The following is a 15610-nucleotide window of genomic DNA, read 5'->3' as shown; positions in this document are numbered from 1 at the left end:
CGTGATCGTCCCAGTCACCACGGTCCTCACCCTCGTGACCCTTCTCGTCACGGGCCTCCTCCTTGGCGTCATGGCCTTCGCCGCTCTTGCCGGCGTCGGCGGCGTTCTGGGGCGCCGCCGCGTGGTTCTCCGCGACGCGCTGGGGGTCGTCGGACTTGTCGTCTCGAGCGGCGAGACCACCCAGCGCCGCCAGACCGACGACGCCGGTGAGCCCGGCCACGCCGGTGGCGACCCAGAGCGCCCGCCGCCTGTTCGTCGGCGGGGGCATCGGCGCCCCGCCGTCGGTAGTCGTTACGTCGTTGGACATCAGAGCCTTCCGCCCTTTCGTGCTACAAAGGGGCCGACCCGCCTGAGGTGGGGCGACCAGCTACAAATCGGTTGCAGCCTCTGATGCACACCGTATGAGAAGGTTCCTCACGACGAGGACGTATCTGAAAAAACCCCGCATTCCGCTCACATCCGGGGCGGTCGGCATGGCCGGGGCGCACCGGCAGGAAACGCTCCGAGCAGCGGAAACGGCGACGGGCCCGCCACCGGTGTCGTAACGACGAGATACGTCGCAGACGCCGGCGGCGGGGCCCGCCGTGGGTCGTACCCGGATCAGCCCGGCAGGCGCGGACCCGCCTCGCGCTGCTCGGCCAGCCAGGTCTCCACCTCGTCCGAGCGGCGCGGCAGGCCGGCGGACAGGTTCACCGCGCCGGTCGCCGTGACCAGGATGTCGTCCTCGATCCGGACGCCGATGCCGCGCAGCTCCTCGGGGACCAGCTCGTCCTCGGGCTGGAAGTAGAGCCCCGGCTCCACGGTCAGCACGTAGCCCTCGCCGAGCGCGCCGTCGCGGTACTTCTCCTTGCGGGCGTTGGCGCAGTCGTGCACGTCGATGCCGAGCATGTGGCTGGTGCCGTGCAGGGTCCACCGGCGGTAGACGGTCGAGGCCGGGTCCATCGCCTCGTCCACGCTCACCGGCAGCAGCCCGAGATCCTTGAGCGCCTCGGCGAGCACCCGCATCGCGGTCAGGTGCACCTCCCGGAACGCGACACCCGGCTTGATGATGTCGATCCCGGCCTGCTGCGCGGCGTAGACCGCGTCGTACACCTGGCGCTGCAACGGGGTGAACCGGCCGTCGACCGGCAGCACCCGGGTGACGTCGGCGGTGTAGAGGCTGCGGTTCTCCACGCCCATGTCCATCAGCAACAGCTCGCCCGGGCGGGTGGCGCCGTGGTTGTGCACCCAGTGCAGGATCGTGGCGTGCTCGCCGGCGCCGACGATCGAGCCGTAGCCGACGTCGTTGCCGTCGTGCCGGGCGCGCAGCGCGAAGATCCCCTCCAGCAGCCGCTCGGAGACCCCACGGTCGGCCGGCAGCGCCCGGGCGACGTCCTCGAAGCCCCGGACGGTGGCGTCGCACGCCTCCTGGAGCTGGGCGATCTCCCACTCGTCCTTGACCAGCTTCAGCTCGGAGATGGCGATGGCCAGCTCCCGGTCGCGGGCCGGCTGGCCCTCGGCGCGGGCGCCGTCGAACGGCCGCACGGCCGCGTCCACCCGGGCGTCGAAACCGCGCAACACCCGGGTACGCCCCGGCGCGCAGTCGGCCAGGGCCGTGTCCAGCTCGGTCAGGTCGGCGGTCGGCAGCCCCAGCTCGGTCGACTTCTCGCCGAGGGTGTGCCGCCGGCCCACCCACAGCTCGCCGTGCCGGCTGCGGAAGAACTCGTCGGTCTTCCGGGACGACCGGGGCCGCATGTACAGCGTGGCGTCGTGCCCGGAGCCGTTCGGCCGGAGCACCAGCACGCTGTCCGGGTCGTGGTCGCCGGTCAGGTACGCGAAGTCGCTGCCCGGCCGGAACGGGTGGTCGGTGTCGTTGGCGCGTACCTTCTCCCCGCCGGTGGGGATGACCAGGGTCTCGCCGGGGAAGGCCGTGGAGAGCGCGGCCCGCCGCTTGGCGTAGTTGGGCACCTCCGGCCGCGGGCCCACCGGCAGCTCGGTGTCCCGCCAGCCCTGCCGCATGAACGCCAGGAACGCCTCCGGGAAGTCCGGGTCGTGTGACTCGGTGCCGTCCGCCGGCTTGCCCTGCTGCGCCCGCTCCTCGGCCATGATCCGCCTCCTTGCGCCTCGTCGCTGGTCCAGACCGTACCGCGCGAACCGTGACGGGAAGAGCCTGCGGTGCCGCGACGTCCGCTCCGGCCGCGTGGACAGGGGCAGAGCCAGCGGTGCCGCAACGTCCGAATGGACTGCGTGGGAAGATGACCACCATGTGCGGACTCCTGGCCTTCTTCAGCGCGCGCGGCGACGCCGCCGCCCACCGCGACAACATCGCCGGAGCACTGGAGTGCCTGCACCACCGCGGCCCGGACGAGACCGGGGTCGAGGTGGTCGGCGACGCCTCCGGCCAGTACGCGGACGGGGTGTTCGCGCACAAGCGTCTGGCGATCATCGACGTGGCGCTCAGCCACGAGCCGCTGCCCTACGCGGGCGGCCGCTACCTGCTCACCTTCAACGGTGAGATCTACAACTACATCGAGTTGCGGGACGAGCTGATCCGGGACTTCGGCGCCCAGTTCGCCACGAACGGTGACGGCGAGGTGATCGTCGCCGGATACCACTACTGGGGCGAGCAGGTGCTCACCCGGCTGCGGGGGATGTTCGCCTTCGTCATCTGGGACCGGCAGGAACGGCGGGCGTTCGGCGCCCGGGACTACTTCGGCATCAAGCCGCTGCACTACCTGGAGACCGCCGACGGCCTCTACCTCGCCTCCGAGAAGAAGGCGCTGCTGCCGTTCGCGCAGTCCGCGTACGCCGGCGACGCCGGGATCGACGCGGCCAACCTGAGCCACTACCTGACCCTGCAGTACGTCCCCGAGCCGGGCACCCTGCACAAGGGGATCAACCGGATCGGGTCGGGGGAGTACCTCACCTGGACACCGGGCGGCCGGATCGAGGTGCGCCGGTGGTACCGGCCGGTGTTCCGGCCGGCCCCGGTCTCCGACGAGCAGAAGCTCTACCACGAGATCCGGGAGACGCTGCGGGAGAGCGTCCGGATGCACATGCGCTCGGACGTGCCGGTCGGCTCGTTCCTGTCCAGCGGCATCGACTCCACCGCGGTGGTCGCGCTGGCCCGCGAGTTCAACCCGAACATCCTCACCTTCACCGTCGGCTACGACGTCCCGGGCTACTCGGAGATCGACGTCGCCCAGGACTCGGCCCGGCACCTCGACGTGACCACCATCCCGACCAAGATCGGGCCGCAGGACATGATCGACGCGCTGCCGAAGATCGTCTGGCACCTGGACGACCCGGTGGCCGACCCGGCGCTGGTCCCGCTCTACTTCGTGGCGAAGAAGGCCGCCGAGCACGTCACGGTGGTCCTCTCCGGCGAGGGCGCGGACGAGTTCTTCGGCGGTTACACGATCTACCGGGAGCCGCTCTCCCTCAACGCGGTCAACGGCCTGCCCGACGGCGTGCAGAAGGGGCTGCGGGCGGTCTCCAAGGCCATCCCGCAGGGGGTCAAGGGCAAGAGCTTCCTGGAGCGCGGCACCACCCCGATCGAGCAGCGCTACTACGGCAACGCCCGGATGTTCACCGAGGAGGAGAAGCAGCACCTGCTGCGCCGCTACGACCCCTCGGTCCGCTACACCGACGTCACCGCGCCGATCTACGCCGAGTGCACCGAGCTGGACGATGTCACCAAGATGCAGTACGTCGACCTCTACACCTGGCTGCGCGGCGACATCCTGGTCAAGGCCGACCGGATCTCGATGGCGCACTCGCTGGAGGTGCGGGTGCCCTTCCTCGACCGCGAGGTGTTCAACGTCGCGGCCGGCATCCCGGTGGACCTGAAGCTGCCGCCCCGCTCCGACGCCACCAAGTACGCCATGCGCCAGGCGCTGCAGGGCGTGGTGCCGCCGGCCATCGTCAACCGGAAGAAGCTGGGCTTCCCGACCCCGACCCGGGTCTGGCTGCGCGGCGAGATGTACGAGTGGGCCCGGCACGTGCTGGCCACCTCGGGTGCCGGCGACCTGATCGACCTGCCGTACGCGATGCGGCTGCTGGACGAGCACAAGCGGGAGGAGGCCGACCACTCCCGCAAGGTGTGGACTGTGCTGATCTTCTGCATCTGGCACGCCATCTTCGTCGCCAAGACCCTCGACCCGGGCATCCAGCGCAACCAGTCCGCCCTGCTCACCAAGCCGGTGGTCGGCAGCATGGTCCGCTGATCGTCGGGCCGCGTCCGGCCCGCCCGCTGTTGGTCGAGAGGTTTGCGCCTGGCGGAGGCGGCTCCGGCGGGGCGCGAACCTCTTGATCGGTCAGCGGGACCTCGCCGGCCGGAGTCAACCGGTGCTCAGAGCAGCTTCTCCAGCGTGATCGGCAGCTCGTACTGGCGCCGCCCGGTGGCGTGGTAGACGGCGTTGGCGATGGCGGCCGCCGCACCCACCACGCCGATCTCGCCGACGCCCTTCATCCCCAGCGGGTTGACCACCTCGTCGTGCACCTCGACGGTGTCGACCACCACGTCCGGGGCGTCCGCGTTGACCGGGACCAGGTAGTCGCCGAGGCTGGCGTTGGCCCAGCGACCCAGGCGCGGGTCCATCCGGGTGGCCTCCAGCAGCGCCTGGCCCAGGCCCCAGAGCATGCCGCCCATGAGCTGGCTGTGCGCGGTCTTGCGGTTGAGTACCCGGCCCGGCGCGAACACGCCGACCATCCGGCGTACCCGGACCACGCCGAGGTCGGCGTCCACCGCGACCTCGGCCATCTGCGCGCCGAAGGTGTGCACGCCGTACCCGGCGTCCTGCGGCGGCGGGTTCCAGGTGCCGAGCACCTCCACGTCGGGGGCGAAGGTGCGGTGCATCAGGTCGGCGTAGGTCTCGCCGACGTCGGGGCGGTCGCGCAGCACCATCTTGCCGTCGCGGACCTCCACGTTCGCCGGGTCGGCGTCGCGCAGCGGCGAGTGGTCGTCGGCCACCGCGCGCCGGATCAGCTCGTCGCGCAGCTGGGTCGCCGCCAGGTGTACGGCCGAGCCGACCGCGCTGGTGCCGGCCGAGCCCACCGCGGCGGTGACGTTCGGCAGGTCGCTGCTGCCGCCGACGAAGCGCACCCGTTCCACCGGGATGCCGAGCGCGTCCGCGGCGACCTGGGTCATCGCGGTGAACACGCCCGTGCCGAACTCGGAGACGCCGGCCTCGACCACCGCGGTGCCGTCGTTGTAGAGCCGGGCCCGGGCCCGCTGCGGGTTCACCGGCTGGGTCACCGGGTAGAGCGCGCTGGCCATGCCGGTGCCGATCAACCACTGCCCGTCCTGCCGGGACCGGGGCCGCGGGTCGCGGTCGTGCCAGCCGAACAGCTCGGCCGCCCGCTGGTAGCACTCCGTCAGCCCGCTGCTGGACCACGGCTTGCCGCTCTCCGGGTCGGTCGCCGAGTAGTTGCGCAGCCGCAGCTCCAGCGGGTCGATCCCGATCCGCTCGGCCAGTTCGTCCATCGCGCACTCCAGCGCGAACATTCCGGTCGCTTCCCCGGGGGCCCGGGTGAAGGTCGGGGTGATGGTGTTGCCCCGGACCAGGTGGTAGACGCCCTCGTAGTTGGGGCTGGTGTACGCCACCGACGGGCTCTGCAACGACGGTTCCGCCCAGTCGTCAAAGGGCGAGGTGAGGGAGAGCTTGTGGTGGCGCAGGGCGGTGATCCGGCCGTCGGCGCGGGCGCCGAGGGTGATTTGCTGCTCCTGCTCCTCGCGGTGCCCGCAGGAGGTGAACATCTGCTCCCGGCTGAGCACCAGCCGCACCGGCCGGCCCACGTGCCGGGCGGCGAGCGCGGCCAGTGCCGGGTGGTGCCAGACCATCGCCTTGGATCCGAAGCTGCCGCCCACGGCGTGGCTGACCACCCGGATCGAGATGGGTGGCAGGCCGAGCAGCTCGGCGAGGGTGAACTGGACGGCGTTCGGTCCCTGGGTGGAGTCGTAGACGGTCAGCCGGTCGACGTCCTCCCAGACGGCGGTGCTGGCCGACGGCTCGATCGGGTTGTGGTGGTTGGGCGCGAACCGGTAGGTGGCGTCCACGCACACCTCCGCCTCGGCCAGCGCCTTCGCCACGTCGCCCCGGGACGCGTGCCCGGGCAGCAGGCCGCCGAAGATCCGCTCCGGCACGTACGCCCGGTCGCGGGCCTGGTCGAGCAGGCTGGTGGCGGGCGTGGTCTCGTACTCGATCCGGATCAGGGTGCCGGCGTGGTCGGCGCGTTCGATGGTGTCGGCGACCACGACGGCGACCGGCTGGCCGCCGTAGTGGATGGTGTCGTCCTGCATCGGAAAGAAGGTCTGTCCCGGCGCGGCCAGCCCGGCCAGCGAGGGGAGCAGCCGCGGCACGGTCGCGACCCGGCCCAGGTTGCGGTGGGTGAGCACGGCCAGCACGCCCTCGGCCCGCTCGGCCTCGCTGGTGTCGATCGCGGTGATCCGGCCGCTGGCGATCTTCGCGTTCACGATCACCGCGTGCGCCAGGTTGGTCACCGGCACCTCGGCCGAGTAGCGCGACTCGCCGCGTACCTTGAAGCGGCCGTCCACCCGGTTGAGGGTGCCGCCGATCGCCGGGCTCATGCCATCCCCTCCCGCTGTGCCATCTCCGCCAGGGCGCGGACCATGGTCCGCCGGGTCAGCTCGATCTTGAAGGCGTTCATCCCGTGCGGCACCGCCGATGCCAGCTCCGCCTCTGCGGCGCGGGTGAACGAGTCGGTGTCGGCCGGCGCGCCGTCGAGCACCCGCTCGGCCGCCCGGGCCCGCCACGGTTTGGTGGCCACCCCGCCCAGGGCCAGCCGGATCTCGGTGATCCGGCCGCCGGCGATCGACATGGCCACCGCGACGGCGGCGAGCGCGAACTCGTACGACTCGCGGTCCCGGATCTTGACGTACCGGGAGGTGGCCGCGACCGGGAGCGGCGGCAGGTCGATGCCGGTCACGAGTTCGCCGTGGGTCAGCGGATGCTCCTGTTCCGGGGTCTGCCCCGGGAGCAGGAAGAAGTCGTCGATCGGGATGCTCCGCCGCCCGGCCGGTCCCTCGGTCTGCACCACCGCGTCGAGCGCGACCAGGGCCACCGCGACGTCGGAGGGGTGGGTGGCGATGCAGCAGTCGCTGGTGCCGAGCACCGCATGCCCGCGGTTGACCCCGTCCAGCGCGCTGCACCCGGTGCCCGGGGCCCGCTTGTTGCAGCCGGCCGCCACGTCCCGGAAGTAGCTGCACCGCACCCGCTGCATCAGGTTGCCGGCGACGGTGGCCATGTTGCGCAGCTGCGGGGAGGCGCCGAGCAGCAGCGCCTCGGCGACCATCGGGTAGCGCCGGACCACCGTCGGCTCCTCCGCCACGTCGCTCATCCGGGCCAGCCCGCCGAGCCGCAGCCCGCCGTCGGGCAGTTCCTCGACGCGGGTCAGCGGCAGGTCGTTGATGTCGACCAGGCGGCGCGGCTGCTCGACGTAGATCCGCATCAGGTCGACCTGGGTGGTGCCGCCGGCCAGGAAGGCGCTCTCCGGGTCGGCGGCGACCGTGCCGATGGCGGTGCCGACGTCGGCGACCCGGGAGTAGCTAACGGGCCGCATCGCCGCTGCCCTGCTCGTCCCGCACCCGGCGGATCGCCGCGCGGATGTGCGGGTACGCGGCGCAGCGGCAGATGTTGCCGCTCATCCACTCCCGGATCTCCGCGTCGTCGCCGGCGTGTCCCTCGGCCAGCAGCGCCACCGCGGACATGAGCTGCCCCGGCGTGCAGTAGCCGCACTGGAACGCGTCCGCGTCGAGGAACGCCTGCTGCATCGGGTGCAGCGTGTCCCCATCGGCCAGCCCCTCGATGGTGGCCACCTCACGGTTCTCGCAGCTGATCGCCAGCGTCAGGCAGGCCAGCACCCGCCGCCGGTCCACCCAGACCGTGCAGGCCCCGCAGGCGCCCTGGTTGCAGCCCTTCTTCGTGCCCGTCAGCTCGAGCCGGTCCCGGAGGGCGTCGAGCAGGCTGACCCGCGGCTCGACGGACATCGTCCGGGTCGCCCCGTTCACCCGCAGGCGGACCGAGACCTCGCCCGGACCCCGGACCACCGCGCTGTCCGGGGCCGGAGCGGTCCGGATCGCCTGGTACGACTTCACCAACTCGCACCCCCTCGTGTCCGAAGCGACCATATATTTCGAAATGCTCTGGAAAGGGCAGATCGTCGGACTTGGTGCCGCTGGCGTACCGGCCGCGGCGTGCCGGGGTGGCCCAGACGGCCGCCCCGGTTCCCCGCGCGGGCCGTCAGCCGGCGGCGCGCCGACCGGACGGAGAGGCGGGACTTGTGCCGGACGTGTTCGACGAACTGCACCGACGTTGGCGGGGTGGCGAGCCGGTCGCGCTGGCCACCGTCGTGGCCACCCGGCGGTCCGCACCGCAACCGCCCGGCGCCGCGATGCTGGTCGCGGCCGACGGCACGGTCACCGGCAGTGTCTCCGGCGGCTGCGTCGAGGCCGACCTGTACGAGCGGGCCCGCTCCGTCCTCGACACCGGAACCCCGGAGCTCGCTCGCTACGCGGTCAGCGACGACGACGCGTACGCGGTCGGCCTCACCTGCGGCGGGGAGCTCGACGTGTTCCTGGAGCGGGTCGACCCGGCGGGCTTCCCGGAACTGGGGGCGGTCGCCGCCGCGCGGCGCGCCGGCAGGCCGGTAGCCGTGGTCACCTGCGTCGCGGCCGACGCGGGCGATCCACCGGCGCTGGCGGCGCCGGCCGACCCGGCGGGCCGGCTCGGCCGGCGGCTGGTGCTGACCGAGGACGGGACGAGCGGCACGCTGGGCGGGGAGCGGTTGGACGCCGCGGCCTCCGCCGACGCACTCGGGTTGCTCGCCGCCGGCCGCGGCGCGGTGCTCCGCTACGGCTACGACGGGCAGCGGCGCGGCACTGGCCTCAGCCTCTTCGTGGCGACGTACGCCGCGCCGCCCCGGATGATCGTCTTCGGGGCCATCGACTTCGCCGCAGCGGTCGCCCGGATCGGCGCGTTCCTCGGTTACCGGGTGACCGTCTGCGACGCGCGACCGGTCTTCGCCACCGCCCCGCGGTTTCCCGACGCGGAGGAGGTGGTGGTGGACTGGCCGCACCGGTACCTGCGGGCGGAGCTGGACGCCGGCCGCGTGGACGCGCGGACCGCGGTCTGCGTGCTCACCCACGACCCGAAGTTCGACGTGCCGGTGCTCGCCCTGGCGCTGCGGCACCCGCTGGCGTTCGTGGGGGCGATGGGCTCCCGGCGTACCCACGACGAGCGGCGCAAGCAGCTCCGGGAGGCGGGCGTCGGCGTGGCGCAACTCGACCGGCTCGCCGCGCCGATCGGGCTGGACCTCGGCGGGCGCACGCCCGAGGAGACTGCGGTGAGTGTGGCGGCGCAGATCGTCGCCGGCCGCTGGGGCGGGACGGGCAGACCGCTGGCGGAGCTGGCCGGACCCATCCACCGTCCGGAATAGACCGGCGCGCGCCTGCCGCGGACCCGACGCACCTGGTGGCTCGGCGCTCAACCCCGCGACTCGCACCCGTCCCGCTACGCCAATACCGTGTCTTCGACGGCCACCAGGCCGCGGACTGTGCCAGCCTGAGGCGACAAGATCGGTCGAGGCGCGGTGGACGGTGCGGCGGCGTCGACGACGAAAGGACCGGAATGGGATACGCGGTGGTGCTCGGTGAGGCGCTGGTCGACCTGCTCGACGCCGAGTACGACGGGCAGCCCGTCTACCGGCAGGCGATCGGCGGTGGCCCGCTCAACGTGGCCGTCGCGGTGGCCCGACTCGGCGGAGACGTCCAGTTCGTCGGGTCGCTCGGTGACGACGCGCTCGCCGCCCGGATCCGCGCGTTCCTGGGCGCGGCCGGGGTCGGGCTGGCCGGCGCGGTGACCGTACCGGCGCCGACCGCCCTCGCGGTGGCCACCTTCGCCGGCCCCGAACCGGATTTCCGCTTCTACGGCGAGCCCCGGTCGTACGCGCTGCTCACCGCCGACGACCTGGACGTGGCGCTGGTCGAAGGCGCCGACGTGCTCTACTGCGGATCGATCGTGCTGCTCGACCCGCCGGTGCGCGCCGCCGCGCGCCGGGCCTGGTCGATCGCCGGCGCGCTGCGGGTGTTCGACCCGAATGTCCGGCCCCGGCTGCTGGGCCGGCCGGGGGCCCTCGAGCGGCTGCGTGAGGTGGTGGCCGAGTTCGCCGCGAGCGCGCACCTGGTCAAGCTCAGCACCGCCGACGCCGAGCTGCTCTATCCGCGTGAGCCGGTCGAGGGGGTCGCCGCGTACCTGCGCGAGCTGGGTGCGGGCACGGTGGTGGTCACCCTCGGCGCCGCCGGCGCGCTGGTCGCCGCCGGCCCCGACGTGGTACGGATCCCGGCGCCCAAGGTCCGGGCGGTGGACGCCACCGGTGCCGGTGACTCGGTGATGGGCGCCCTCATCGCCGAGCTGCTCGTCGACGGCGAGCCCGCGGACCCGGCCGGCTGGCAGCAGCGGGTCGCGTTCGCCCTGCGGGTCGCCGGCCTGGTCTGCGAGTCCCCCGGCGGCGCCGTCGCGATGCCCACCCGCGCCGACCTGTCCCGCCGCTTCCCGTCCTGACCGACAGCGGGCCGGCGCCCGAGCGAAAGCCGCGGACCGGGATGAATCGCGGACCCCAACTGCAAGATCGCCGGGGTGGGGGTGCGGCGAGGGGGGTGGGTTAGGCGGTGCCGTTCAGTTCGGCGTAGCCGCGGTGGGCGGCGATGAGGCCGGGGCGGGCGCCGAAGGGGGAATCGGCGGCCACCCGCTCGGGCGGGGCGTTGCCGGTGTGACCGGCGCGGATCAGCCAGGCCTGCCGGACGAGTTGGGCGTGCTGGGCGCGGACGAACTCGACGTCGACCGGGTCGCCGTGCCCGGGCACCACCACCGTCGCGGGGGTGGTGAGCCGGAGCAGGTCGGCGACCGCGTCCGGCCACTGCAACGGGTACGACTCCTCGAAGGCCGGCGGCCCGCCCTGCTCGACCAGGTCACCGGCGACCAGCACGTCCGCGTCGGGCACGTGCACCACCAGGTCGGCGTCGGTGTGCCCGTGCCCCGGGTGGCGCAGCACCACGCGCCGGCCGCCGACGTCCAGCACCGTCTCGGTGTGCACGGTGTGCGTCGGGGCCAGCAACTCCGTGTCGGCCAGCTCGGCGGCGAGCTCCGGCCGCTCCTCCCGGATCTCCTCGTACGCGGCCCGGCGCAGCTCGTCGGGGCGCTCGCGCAGCGCCACGGCGGCCAGCGCATGCGCGTACACCGGGCGGGGCGGGTCGGCGGCCAGGGTGGCGTTGCCGAAGCAGTGGTCGAAGTGGTGGTGGGTGTTGACCACGATCCACGGGTGCGGGGTGACCTCCCGGGCCGCGGCGGCCAGGTCGCGCGCCTGGCCCGCCGTGGAGAGGGTGTCCACCAGCAGCGCCGCGCCGTCGCCCACCACCAGCGTCACGTTCACCTGGAGCAGCGGCTCCCGCAGCACGTGGACGCGGTCGGCGACCTCGACGAAGCGGCCGGTCATGACGCCCGCGAGGCGCGCTCGACGAAGCGCTGCCGGTCGACCAGCACCCGCTCGACCCGTCCCTCGGCGACGGTCTCCCCGCCGTCGGCGACGGTCACCTCGAACAGCAGCCGCCGACCGTCGACCGAGGTGAGGCGGGCCTGCGCGACCACCGTCCGGCCCACCGGCGTGGGGGCCCGGTGGTCCAGCTCGACCCGCAGCCCGACGGTGGTCTGCCCGGCCGGCATCCGGGTGGCGGTCGCGGCCACGGTCGCCGCCTCGGCCAGGGCCAGCACCCGGGGGGTGCCGAGCACCGGCACGTCCCCGGAGCCCACCGCCTGCGCGGTGTCGGCGTCGGTGACGGTCAGCTCGACCCGGGCGGTCAGGCCCGGCGTGAAGGAGGGCTCCGGCGGCGCGTGCATGGTCTCAGCGTAGGTGCTCGCCCGCCGCCGGGGCGACGCCGGGCGGCAACCGGTGGGTCCCGACACGCCCCGTCGACGGGGTCGGTCCCGGCGGGTCCCGCCCACGCGGCGATCGGGCCGGTCGGCGCCCGTCCCGCGCGGCGGGCGGTGGTCGGCGTCGGTGGCTGCGTCGCCCGCCGTTAACCTTGACCGCGATGGCCGTCGTGACAGATCCCCAGCCCCCCGCCCGGACCGGCCCGGCCGCGTCGCCCGACGGCGGGCGGCGCCGTGCCGTAGCCATGGCGATCTGGGCGGTGGCGTTCCTGGCCGGCTGGTTCGCCATCGGCCTGCCGACCGACCCGGCGTACGCCTTCGTCTGGATTTGGGCGGCCACCATCGCCTGGAACTCCTCCCGGCCGTGGCGCAGCCACCTCCGGTTCGCCCGGGACTGGATTCCGGTGGTGCTGCTGCTCGCCGGGTACAACCTCTCCCGCGGGTTCGCCGACAACGGCGCGACGCCGCACGCCATGGAGCTGATCGTCGCCGACCGCTTCCTGTTCGGCTGGGCCACCGGCGGTGAGGTGCCCACCGTCTGGTTGCAGCAGCACCTCTACCGGCCGGACGTGCACTGGTGGGACGTGCTGGCGAGCTGGGTCTACTTCTCCCACTTCGTGATGACCCTGGCCGCCGCCGCGGTGCTCTGGCTGCGGGACCGCGGGCGCTGGGCCGCGTACATGCGGCGCTGGGGCTTCCTCTGCGCCGCCGGGCTGGTCACCTACTTCCTCTACCCGGCCGCGCCGCCCTGGTGGGCCGCGCAGAACGGCCTGCTCACCGAGGTCGCCCGGATCTCCACCCGGGGCTGGAAGGCGTTCGGCATGCACGGCGCGGGCAATCTGCTCAACGCCGGCCAGATCGCCGCCAACCCGGTGGCCGCGATGCCCTCCCTGCACACCGCGTTCGCCCTCTTCGTGGTGCTGTTCTTCCTGGGCGCCACCCGGCGGCGCTGGTGGCCGCTGCTGCTGGCGTACCCGCTGGCGATGACGTTCACCCTGGTCTACAGCGGCGAGCACTACATGATCGACGTGCTGGTCGGCTGGGCGTACGTCGGGATCACCTTCCTCGTCGTCGGCCTGGCCGAACGCTGGTGGGCGATCCGGCGCGCGCGGAGCGGGCCCTCGTCGCCGGAGCCGGCGGCGCTCACCGACGGCCCGGCGGCCGACCGGGCGACCAGCCCCGACACCGCCCCGACCGCGGAACGGGACGTCGCCGCCGACCCCTCGCCGGTGCCCGCCGACCGCTGACGGGTCGGTGGCCGGGTCCGGCCCTCGGCCGCCCGTGACGTGCCCGGCCTTCGACCGAACGCCGGGCGCGCGGGTGCCGCTGCGACCCGACTAGGCGTGTGGATCTTCGTCGGCGCGGCGGGCGGCGTGCGCCCGGGCGGTCAGCTCCGCCGCCAGCTCCCACGCCTCGGCCAGGTCCCGGTCGTGCGCGGCCGCGCCGGCCCCGCCGGCTGTGTCCGCGTGCACGGTGGCCAGTCGCAGCCGCCGCTGCGCCGGCCCCTGCGTCACCCGGACGCTCTGGATCCGGGCGTACGGGACGATCGCCAACTGCCGGGTGAGCACCCCGGAGCGGGCGGCGAAGACCCGGTCGTCGAGGCCCGCGCCGATCGCCGACCGGCTGAGCGGGCGCAGCCAGCGGGCCCGCCGCGGCGGCGGGGTCAGCGGCAGCGCGGTGAGGCGTACGCCGGGCAGGACCTCCGCCACCACCAGCTCACCGGTGCGCAGGTCGCCGACGGGAAGCAGGCGGTCCGGGCGGTTCCGGTCGTCCGGCTCGGCGGCCGAGTAGCCGGCCACCTCCAGCCGCAGTCGCAGCCAGCCCCGCATCCGCCACAGCAGCGGCCAGGTGATCCCGACGGTCTGCACCCGGTGCAGCGGCACCGTCTGCACCCGGGTCTCCAGCAGGCCGTTGCGGACGCGCAGCGTGTCGCCGTCCCGGTCCAGCCGGAAGCCCCAGTCGTCGAGGACCCGGCGGACGGGTTGCAGCAGGACGCCCGCCATCGCGGTCAGGGTGCTGGCGACCGCGATGAACGACCAGGAACCCTGGGAGAGAAACTGCGTCACCACGAAGGCCACGCCGAACGGGAGCAGGAACGCCTGCGGGGTGAGCAGTTGGCTGACCAGCAGGTCCGCGTTGCGTACCGTGTGCAGCCGGCGTCCGGCGGGCGCCGGCGCGGCGGCCTGGCCGGCGGTGGGCGCGACGGCCTCCGGCGGGCGGCCGGCGACGGCGAGCAGACGCTTGCGCAGCGCGGCCGCCTCGGCCACCCCCAGGTACGCCAGCGGCGCCTCGGTCTTGCCCCCGCCCACCACCTCCAGGCGCAGCTCCGCGAGCCCGGTGAGCTGGGCGAGCAGCGGCCGGACCACCTCGACGGCCTGCAAGCGTTCCAGCGGGATGGCTCGGGTCCGCCGCCAGATCAGCCCCTCGTGCACCCGTAGCTCCCGGCCCACGATGTGGTAGCCGGTGTTGTACCAGCTGATCACGGCCAGCACGGTGGCGCCGAGGGCGAGCACCGCGGCCATCGCGGCGAACCAGCCGAAGCCCACCCGGGACAGCGTGGACCAGGACAGCCCGGCGATCACCACGACCAGGGACTTGGCGCCGTGCAGGGCGGGGCTCAACGGGTGCAGCCGCTGGCGGGGCTCCGCACGGGGCGGGGGAGCGACGCCGGGTGGCCCCGGCCAGCCGTGCCCGGGCCAGCCCTGCCCGGCCGTCCCCGGCGCCCCGGGCTGCGGCGCGGTCGGCCAGTGGGCCGGGGGCCGGGGGTCGGCCGGACCGTTGCTCACAGGCCCTCCGCCCGGTCCTCGCCGAGCGCGGTCAGCCGGTCGCGCAGCCGGGCGGCCTCCGCCGGCCGCAGCCCGGGCACCCGCGCGTCGCTCGCCGCCGCGGCCGTGTGCAACTGCACGGTGGCCAGGTCGAACGCCCGCTCCAGCGGCCCGGCGCTGACGTCGACGAACTGCATCCGCGAGTACGGGACGATGGAGAGCCGCCGGACCAGCAGCCCGTGCCGGACCAGCAGGTCGTGCTCCCGCTCGGCGTACCCCCAGGCGTGCACCGCGCGGACGATGGTGGCCGCCCGCCAGCCGGCCAGCAGGACGACCACGCCGAGGGCGGCGCCGAAGAGCCACTGCCCGCTGAACGCCCAGCCGAGGCCGAGGCCGATCAGCAGGACGGCCAGCAGCACGCCGAGTCGGATCAGCTCCACCCAGATCAGGTCGGGGGAGATCGGCTGCCAGCGGACGGTGTCCGGCCACGGTTCCAGCGGGCCGGCCGGGGCCGACGGCGGCCCGGCGAGGTCGTCACCGTTCACCGGGGTGATCCGCTGCGCTCACTCACCCTTCGAGCGTAGGCGATCCGGCCACCGCCGCCACCTCGCGCAGGAAGCCACGCGCGTCGAGAAACGCGCCCAGCGATTCCCGGTGTTCGGGACAGGCCAGCCAGGTCTTGCGCCGGTCGGGGTCGTGCAGGCGGGGATTGTTCCAGCGGAGCGCCCAGGCGGCGGGCGCGCGGCAACCGCGTGCCGAGCAGATCGGCGCCTCGTCGGCAGGGCGGGAAGTGGTCATCCGGGCGAGTCTAGGCCGCGCTCCGGGAAGTTTTAGCGCCGGGCGGCCACGGGGGGAGCCGCCCGGCGACGGGGTGAATCGTACACACGCCGTACCCCTTCCTGTCCACCCGTGTTCAGGGTT

At 73.9% G+C, this 15610-nt stretch carries 13 protein-coding genes and 1 pseudogene; 4 read left to right on the top strand and 10 right to left on the bottom strand.

Going from position 1 to position 15610, the window contains the following annotated elements; translation table 11 throughout:
- Together ACFOYX_RS29315 and ACFOYX_RS29310 are read right to left on the bottom strand one after the other, a co-directional pair.
- Positions 1-307 (bottom strand): annotated as a pseudogene (locus ACFOYX_RS29315) (hypothetical protein); the annotation flags it as partial.
- Positions 308-600: 293 nt separating this feature from the next.
- Positions 601-2085 carry an aminopeptidase P family protein gene (locus ACFOYX_RS29310; RefSeq protein WP_322442883.1) on the bottom strand — a complete coding sequence of 495 codons (1485 nt, stop codon included), beginning with the start codon at positions 2083-2085 and terminating at the stop codon, positions 601-603.
- 158 nt (positions 2086-2243) lie between these two features.
- On the opposite strand from ACFOYX_RS29310, the gene asnB reads away from it, so the two are divergent.
- Positions 2244-4205 carry an asparagine synthase (glutamine-hydrolyzing) gene (asnB, locus tag ACFOYX_RS29305; RefSeq protein WP_109802667.1) on the top strand — a complete coding sequence of 654 codons (1962 nt, stop codon included), beginning with the start codon at positions 2244-2246 and terminating at the stop codon, positions 4203-4205.
- A gap of 125 nt (positions 4206-4330) precedes the next feature.
- Here asnB and ACFOYX_RS29300 read toward each other — a convergent pair whose 3' ends face one another.
- Genes ACFOYX_RS29300 through ACFOYX_RS29290 form a run of 3 tightly spaced genes read right to left on the bottom strand, consistent with a single transcriptional unit; the run spans position 4331 to position 8047 of the window.
- Complete coding sequence (locus tag ACFOYX_RS29300; protein WP_322442884.1) at positions 4331-6568, bottom strand: xanthine dehydrogenase family protein molybdopterin-binding subunit; 2238 nt, start codon at positions 6566-6568, stop codon at positions 4331-4333.
- Positions 6565-7560: a xanthine dehydrogenase family protein subunit M gene (locus tag ACFOYX_RS29295; protein WP_322442885.1), complete on the bottom strand. Its 996-nt coding sequence runs from the start codon at positions 7558-7560 to the stop codon at positions 6565-6567. Before ACFOYX_RS29295 ends, ACFOYX_RS29300 begins: the two co-directional genes overlap by 4 nt.
- Positions 7547-8047 carry a (2Fe-2S)-binding protein gene (locus ACFOYX_RS29290; protein WP_322442901.1) on the bottom strand — a complete coding sequence of 167 codons (501 nt, stop codon included), beginning with the start codon at positions 8045-8047 and terminating at the stop codon, positions 7547-7549. Before ACFOYX_RS29290 ends, ACFOYX_RS29295 begins: the two co-directional genes overlap by 14 nt.
- Positions 8048-8280: 233 nt before the next feature.
- On the opposite strand from ACFOYX_RS29290, the gene ACFOYX_RS29285 reads away from it, so the two are divergent.
- Together ACFOYX_RS29285 and ACFOYX_RS29280 are read left to right on the top strand one after the other, a co-directional pair.
- Complete coding sequence (locus ACFOYX_RS29285; protein ID WP_322442886.1) at positions 8281-9435, top strand: XdhC/CoxI family protein; 1155 nt, start codon at positions 8281-8283, stop codon at positions 9433-9435.
- 191 nt (positions 9436-9626) lie between these two features.
- Positions 9627-10559 (top strand): carbohydrate kinase, encoded by a 933-nt coding sequence (locus ACFOYX_RS29280; protein ID WP_322442887.1) that lies wholly within the window; start codon positions 9627-9629, stop codon positions 10557-10559.
- Positions 10560-10659: 100 nt separating this feature from the next.
- Here the strand turns inward: ACFOYX_RS29280 and ACFOYX_RS29275 are convergent, their stop codons facing one another.
- Together ACFOYX_RS29275 and ACFOYX_RS29270 are read right to left on the bottom strand one after the other, a co-directional pair.
- On the bottom strand, positions 10660-11490 hold the full coding sequence (locus ACFOYX_RS29275) for an MBL fold metallo-hydrolase (protein WP_322442888.1): 831 nt from the start codon (positions 11488-11490) through the stop codon (positions 10660-10662).
- The gene (locus tag ACFOYX_RS29270) at positions 11487-11891 is read right to left on the bottom strand and encodes a hotdog domain-containing protein (RefSeq protein WP_322442889.1); all 405 of its coding nucleotides are present in this window, start codon (positions 11889-11891) and stop codon (positions 11487-11489) included. The genes ACFOYX_RS29275 and ACFOYX_RS29270 overlap by 4 nt, the downstream gene beginning before the upstream one ends.
- 194 nt (positions 11892-12085) lie before the next feature.
- Between ACFOYX_RS29270 and ACFOYX_RS29265 the strand changes: the two genes are divergently transcribed.
- Positions 12086-13171, top strand: coding sequence for a phosphatase PAP2 family protein (locus ACFOYX_RS29265; RefSeq protein ID WP_322442890.1), 1086 nt, complete (start codon positions 12086-12088; stop codon positions 13169-13171).
- A gap of 90 nt (positions 13172-13261) precedes the next feature.
- On the opposite strand, the gene ACFOYX_RS29260 is transcribed toward ACFOYX_RS29265, so the two are convergent.
- The 3 genes from ACFOYX_RS29260 to ACFOYX_RS29250 are packed head-to-tail and all read right to left on the bottom strand — an operon-like array spanning position 13262 to position 15487.
- Positions 13262-14710 carry a PH domain-containing protein gene (locus ACFOYX_RS29260; RefSeq protein WP_322442891.1) on the bottom strand — a complete coding sequence of 483 codons (1449 nt, stop codon included), beginning with the start codon at positions 14708-14710 and terminating at the stop codon, positions 13262-13264.
- A complete protein-coding gene (locus ACFOYX_RS29255; protein ID WP_109800185.1) occupies positions 14707-15234 on the bottom strand; it encodes a PH domain-containing protein in 528 nt (175 codons plus the stop codon). The genes ACFOYX_RS29260 and ACFOYX_RS29255 overlap by 4 nt, the downstream gene beginning before the upstream one ends.
- Positions 15235-15256: 22 nt before the next feature.
- Positions 15257-15487 (bottom strand): hypothetical protein, encoded by a 231-nt coding sequence (locus tag ACFOYX_RS29250; protein ID WP_109800184.1) that lies wholly within the window; start codon positions 15485-15487, stop codon positions 15257-15259.
- Positions 15488-15610: the final 123 nt, after the last annotated feature.

The sequence above is a fragment of the Micromonospora sp. GCM10011541 genome (genome assembly GCF_042650725.1).
Classification (GTDB): Bacteria; Actinomycetota; Actinomycetes; order Mycobacteriales; family Micromonosporaceae; genus Micromonospora; species Micromonospora sicca.
Note: the sequence above shows the minus strand (reverse complement) of the source record. Positions and strands in the feature narration are given on the sequence as shown.

Excerpts from the sequence above, each read along its gene's own strand:
- ACFOYX_RS29310 (WP_322442883.1), bottom strand. The coding sequence starts at position 2,085 with ATGGCCGAGGAGCGGGCGCAGCAGGGCAAGCCGGCGGACGGCACCGAG.
- asnB (WP_109802667.1), top strand. The coding sequence starts at position 2,244 with ATGTGCGGACTCCTGGCCTTCTTCAGCGCGCGCGGCGACGCCGCCGCC.
- ACFOYX_RS29300 (WP_322442884.1), bottom strand. The coding sequence starts at position 6,568 with ATGAGCCCGGCGATCGGCGGCACCCTCAACCGGGTGGACGGCCGCTTC.
- ACFOYX_RS29295 (WP_322442885.1), bottom strand. The coding sequence starts at position 7,560 with ATGCGGCCCGTTAGCTACTCCCGGGTCGCCGACGTCGGCACCGCCATC.
- ACFOYX_RS29280 (WP_322442887.1), top strand. The coding sequence starts at position 9,627 with ATGGGATACGCGGTGGTGCTCGGTGAGGCGCTGGTCGACCTGCTCGAC.
- ACFOYX_RS29275 (WP_322442888.1), bottom strand. The coding sequence starts at position 11,490 with ATGACCGGCCGCTTCGTCGAGGTCGCCGACCGCGTCCACGTGCTGCGG.
- ACFOYX_RS29270 (WP_322442889.1), bottom strand. The coding sequence starts at position 11,891 with ATGCACGCGCCGCCGGAGCCCTCCTTCACGCCGGGCCTGACCGCCCGG.
- ACFOYX_RS29265 (WP_322442890.1), top strand. The coding sequence starts at position 12,086 with ATGGCCGTCGTGACAGATCCCCAGCCCCCCGCCCGGACCGGCCCGGCC.
- ACFOYX_RS29250 (WP_109800184.1), bottom strand. The coding sequence starts at position 15,487 with ATGACCACTTCCCGCCCTGCCGACGAGGCGCCGATCTGCTCGGCACGC.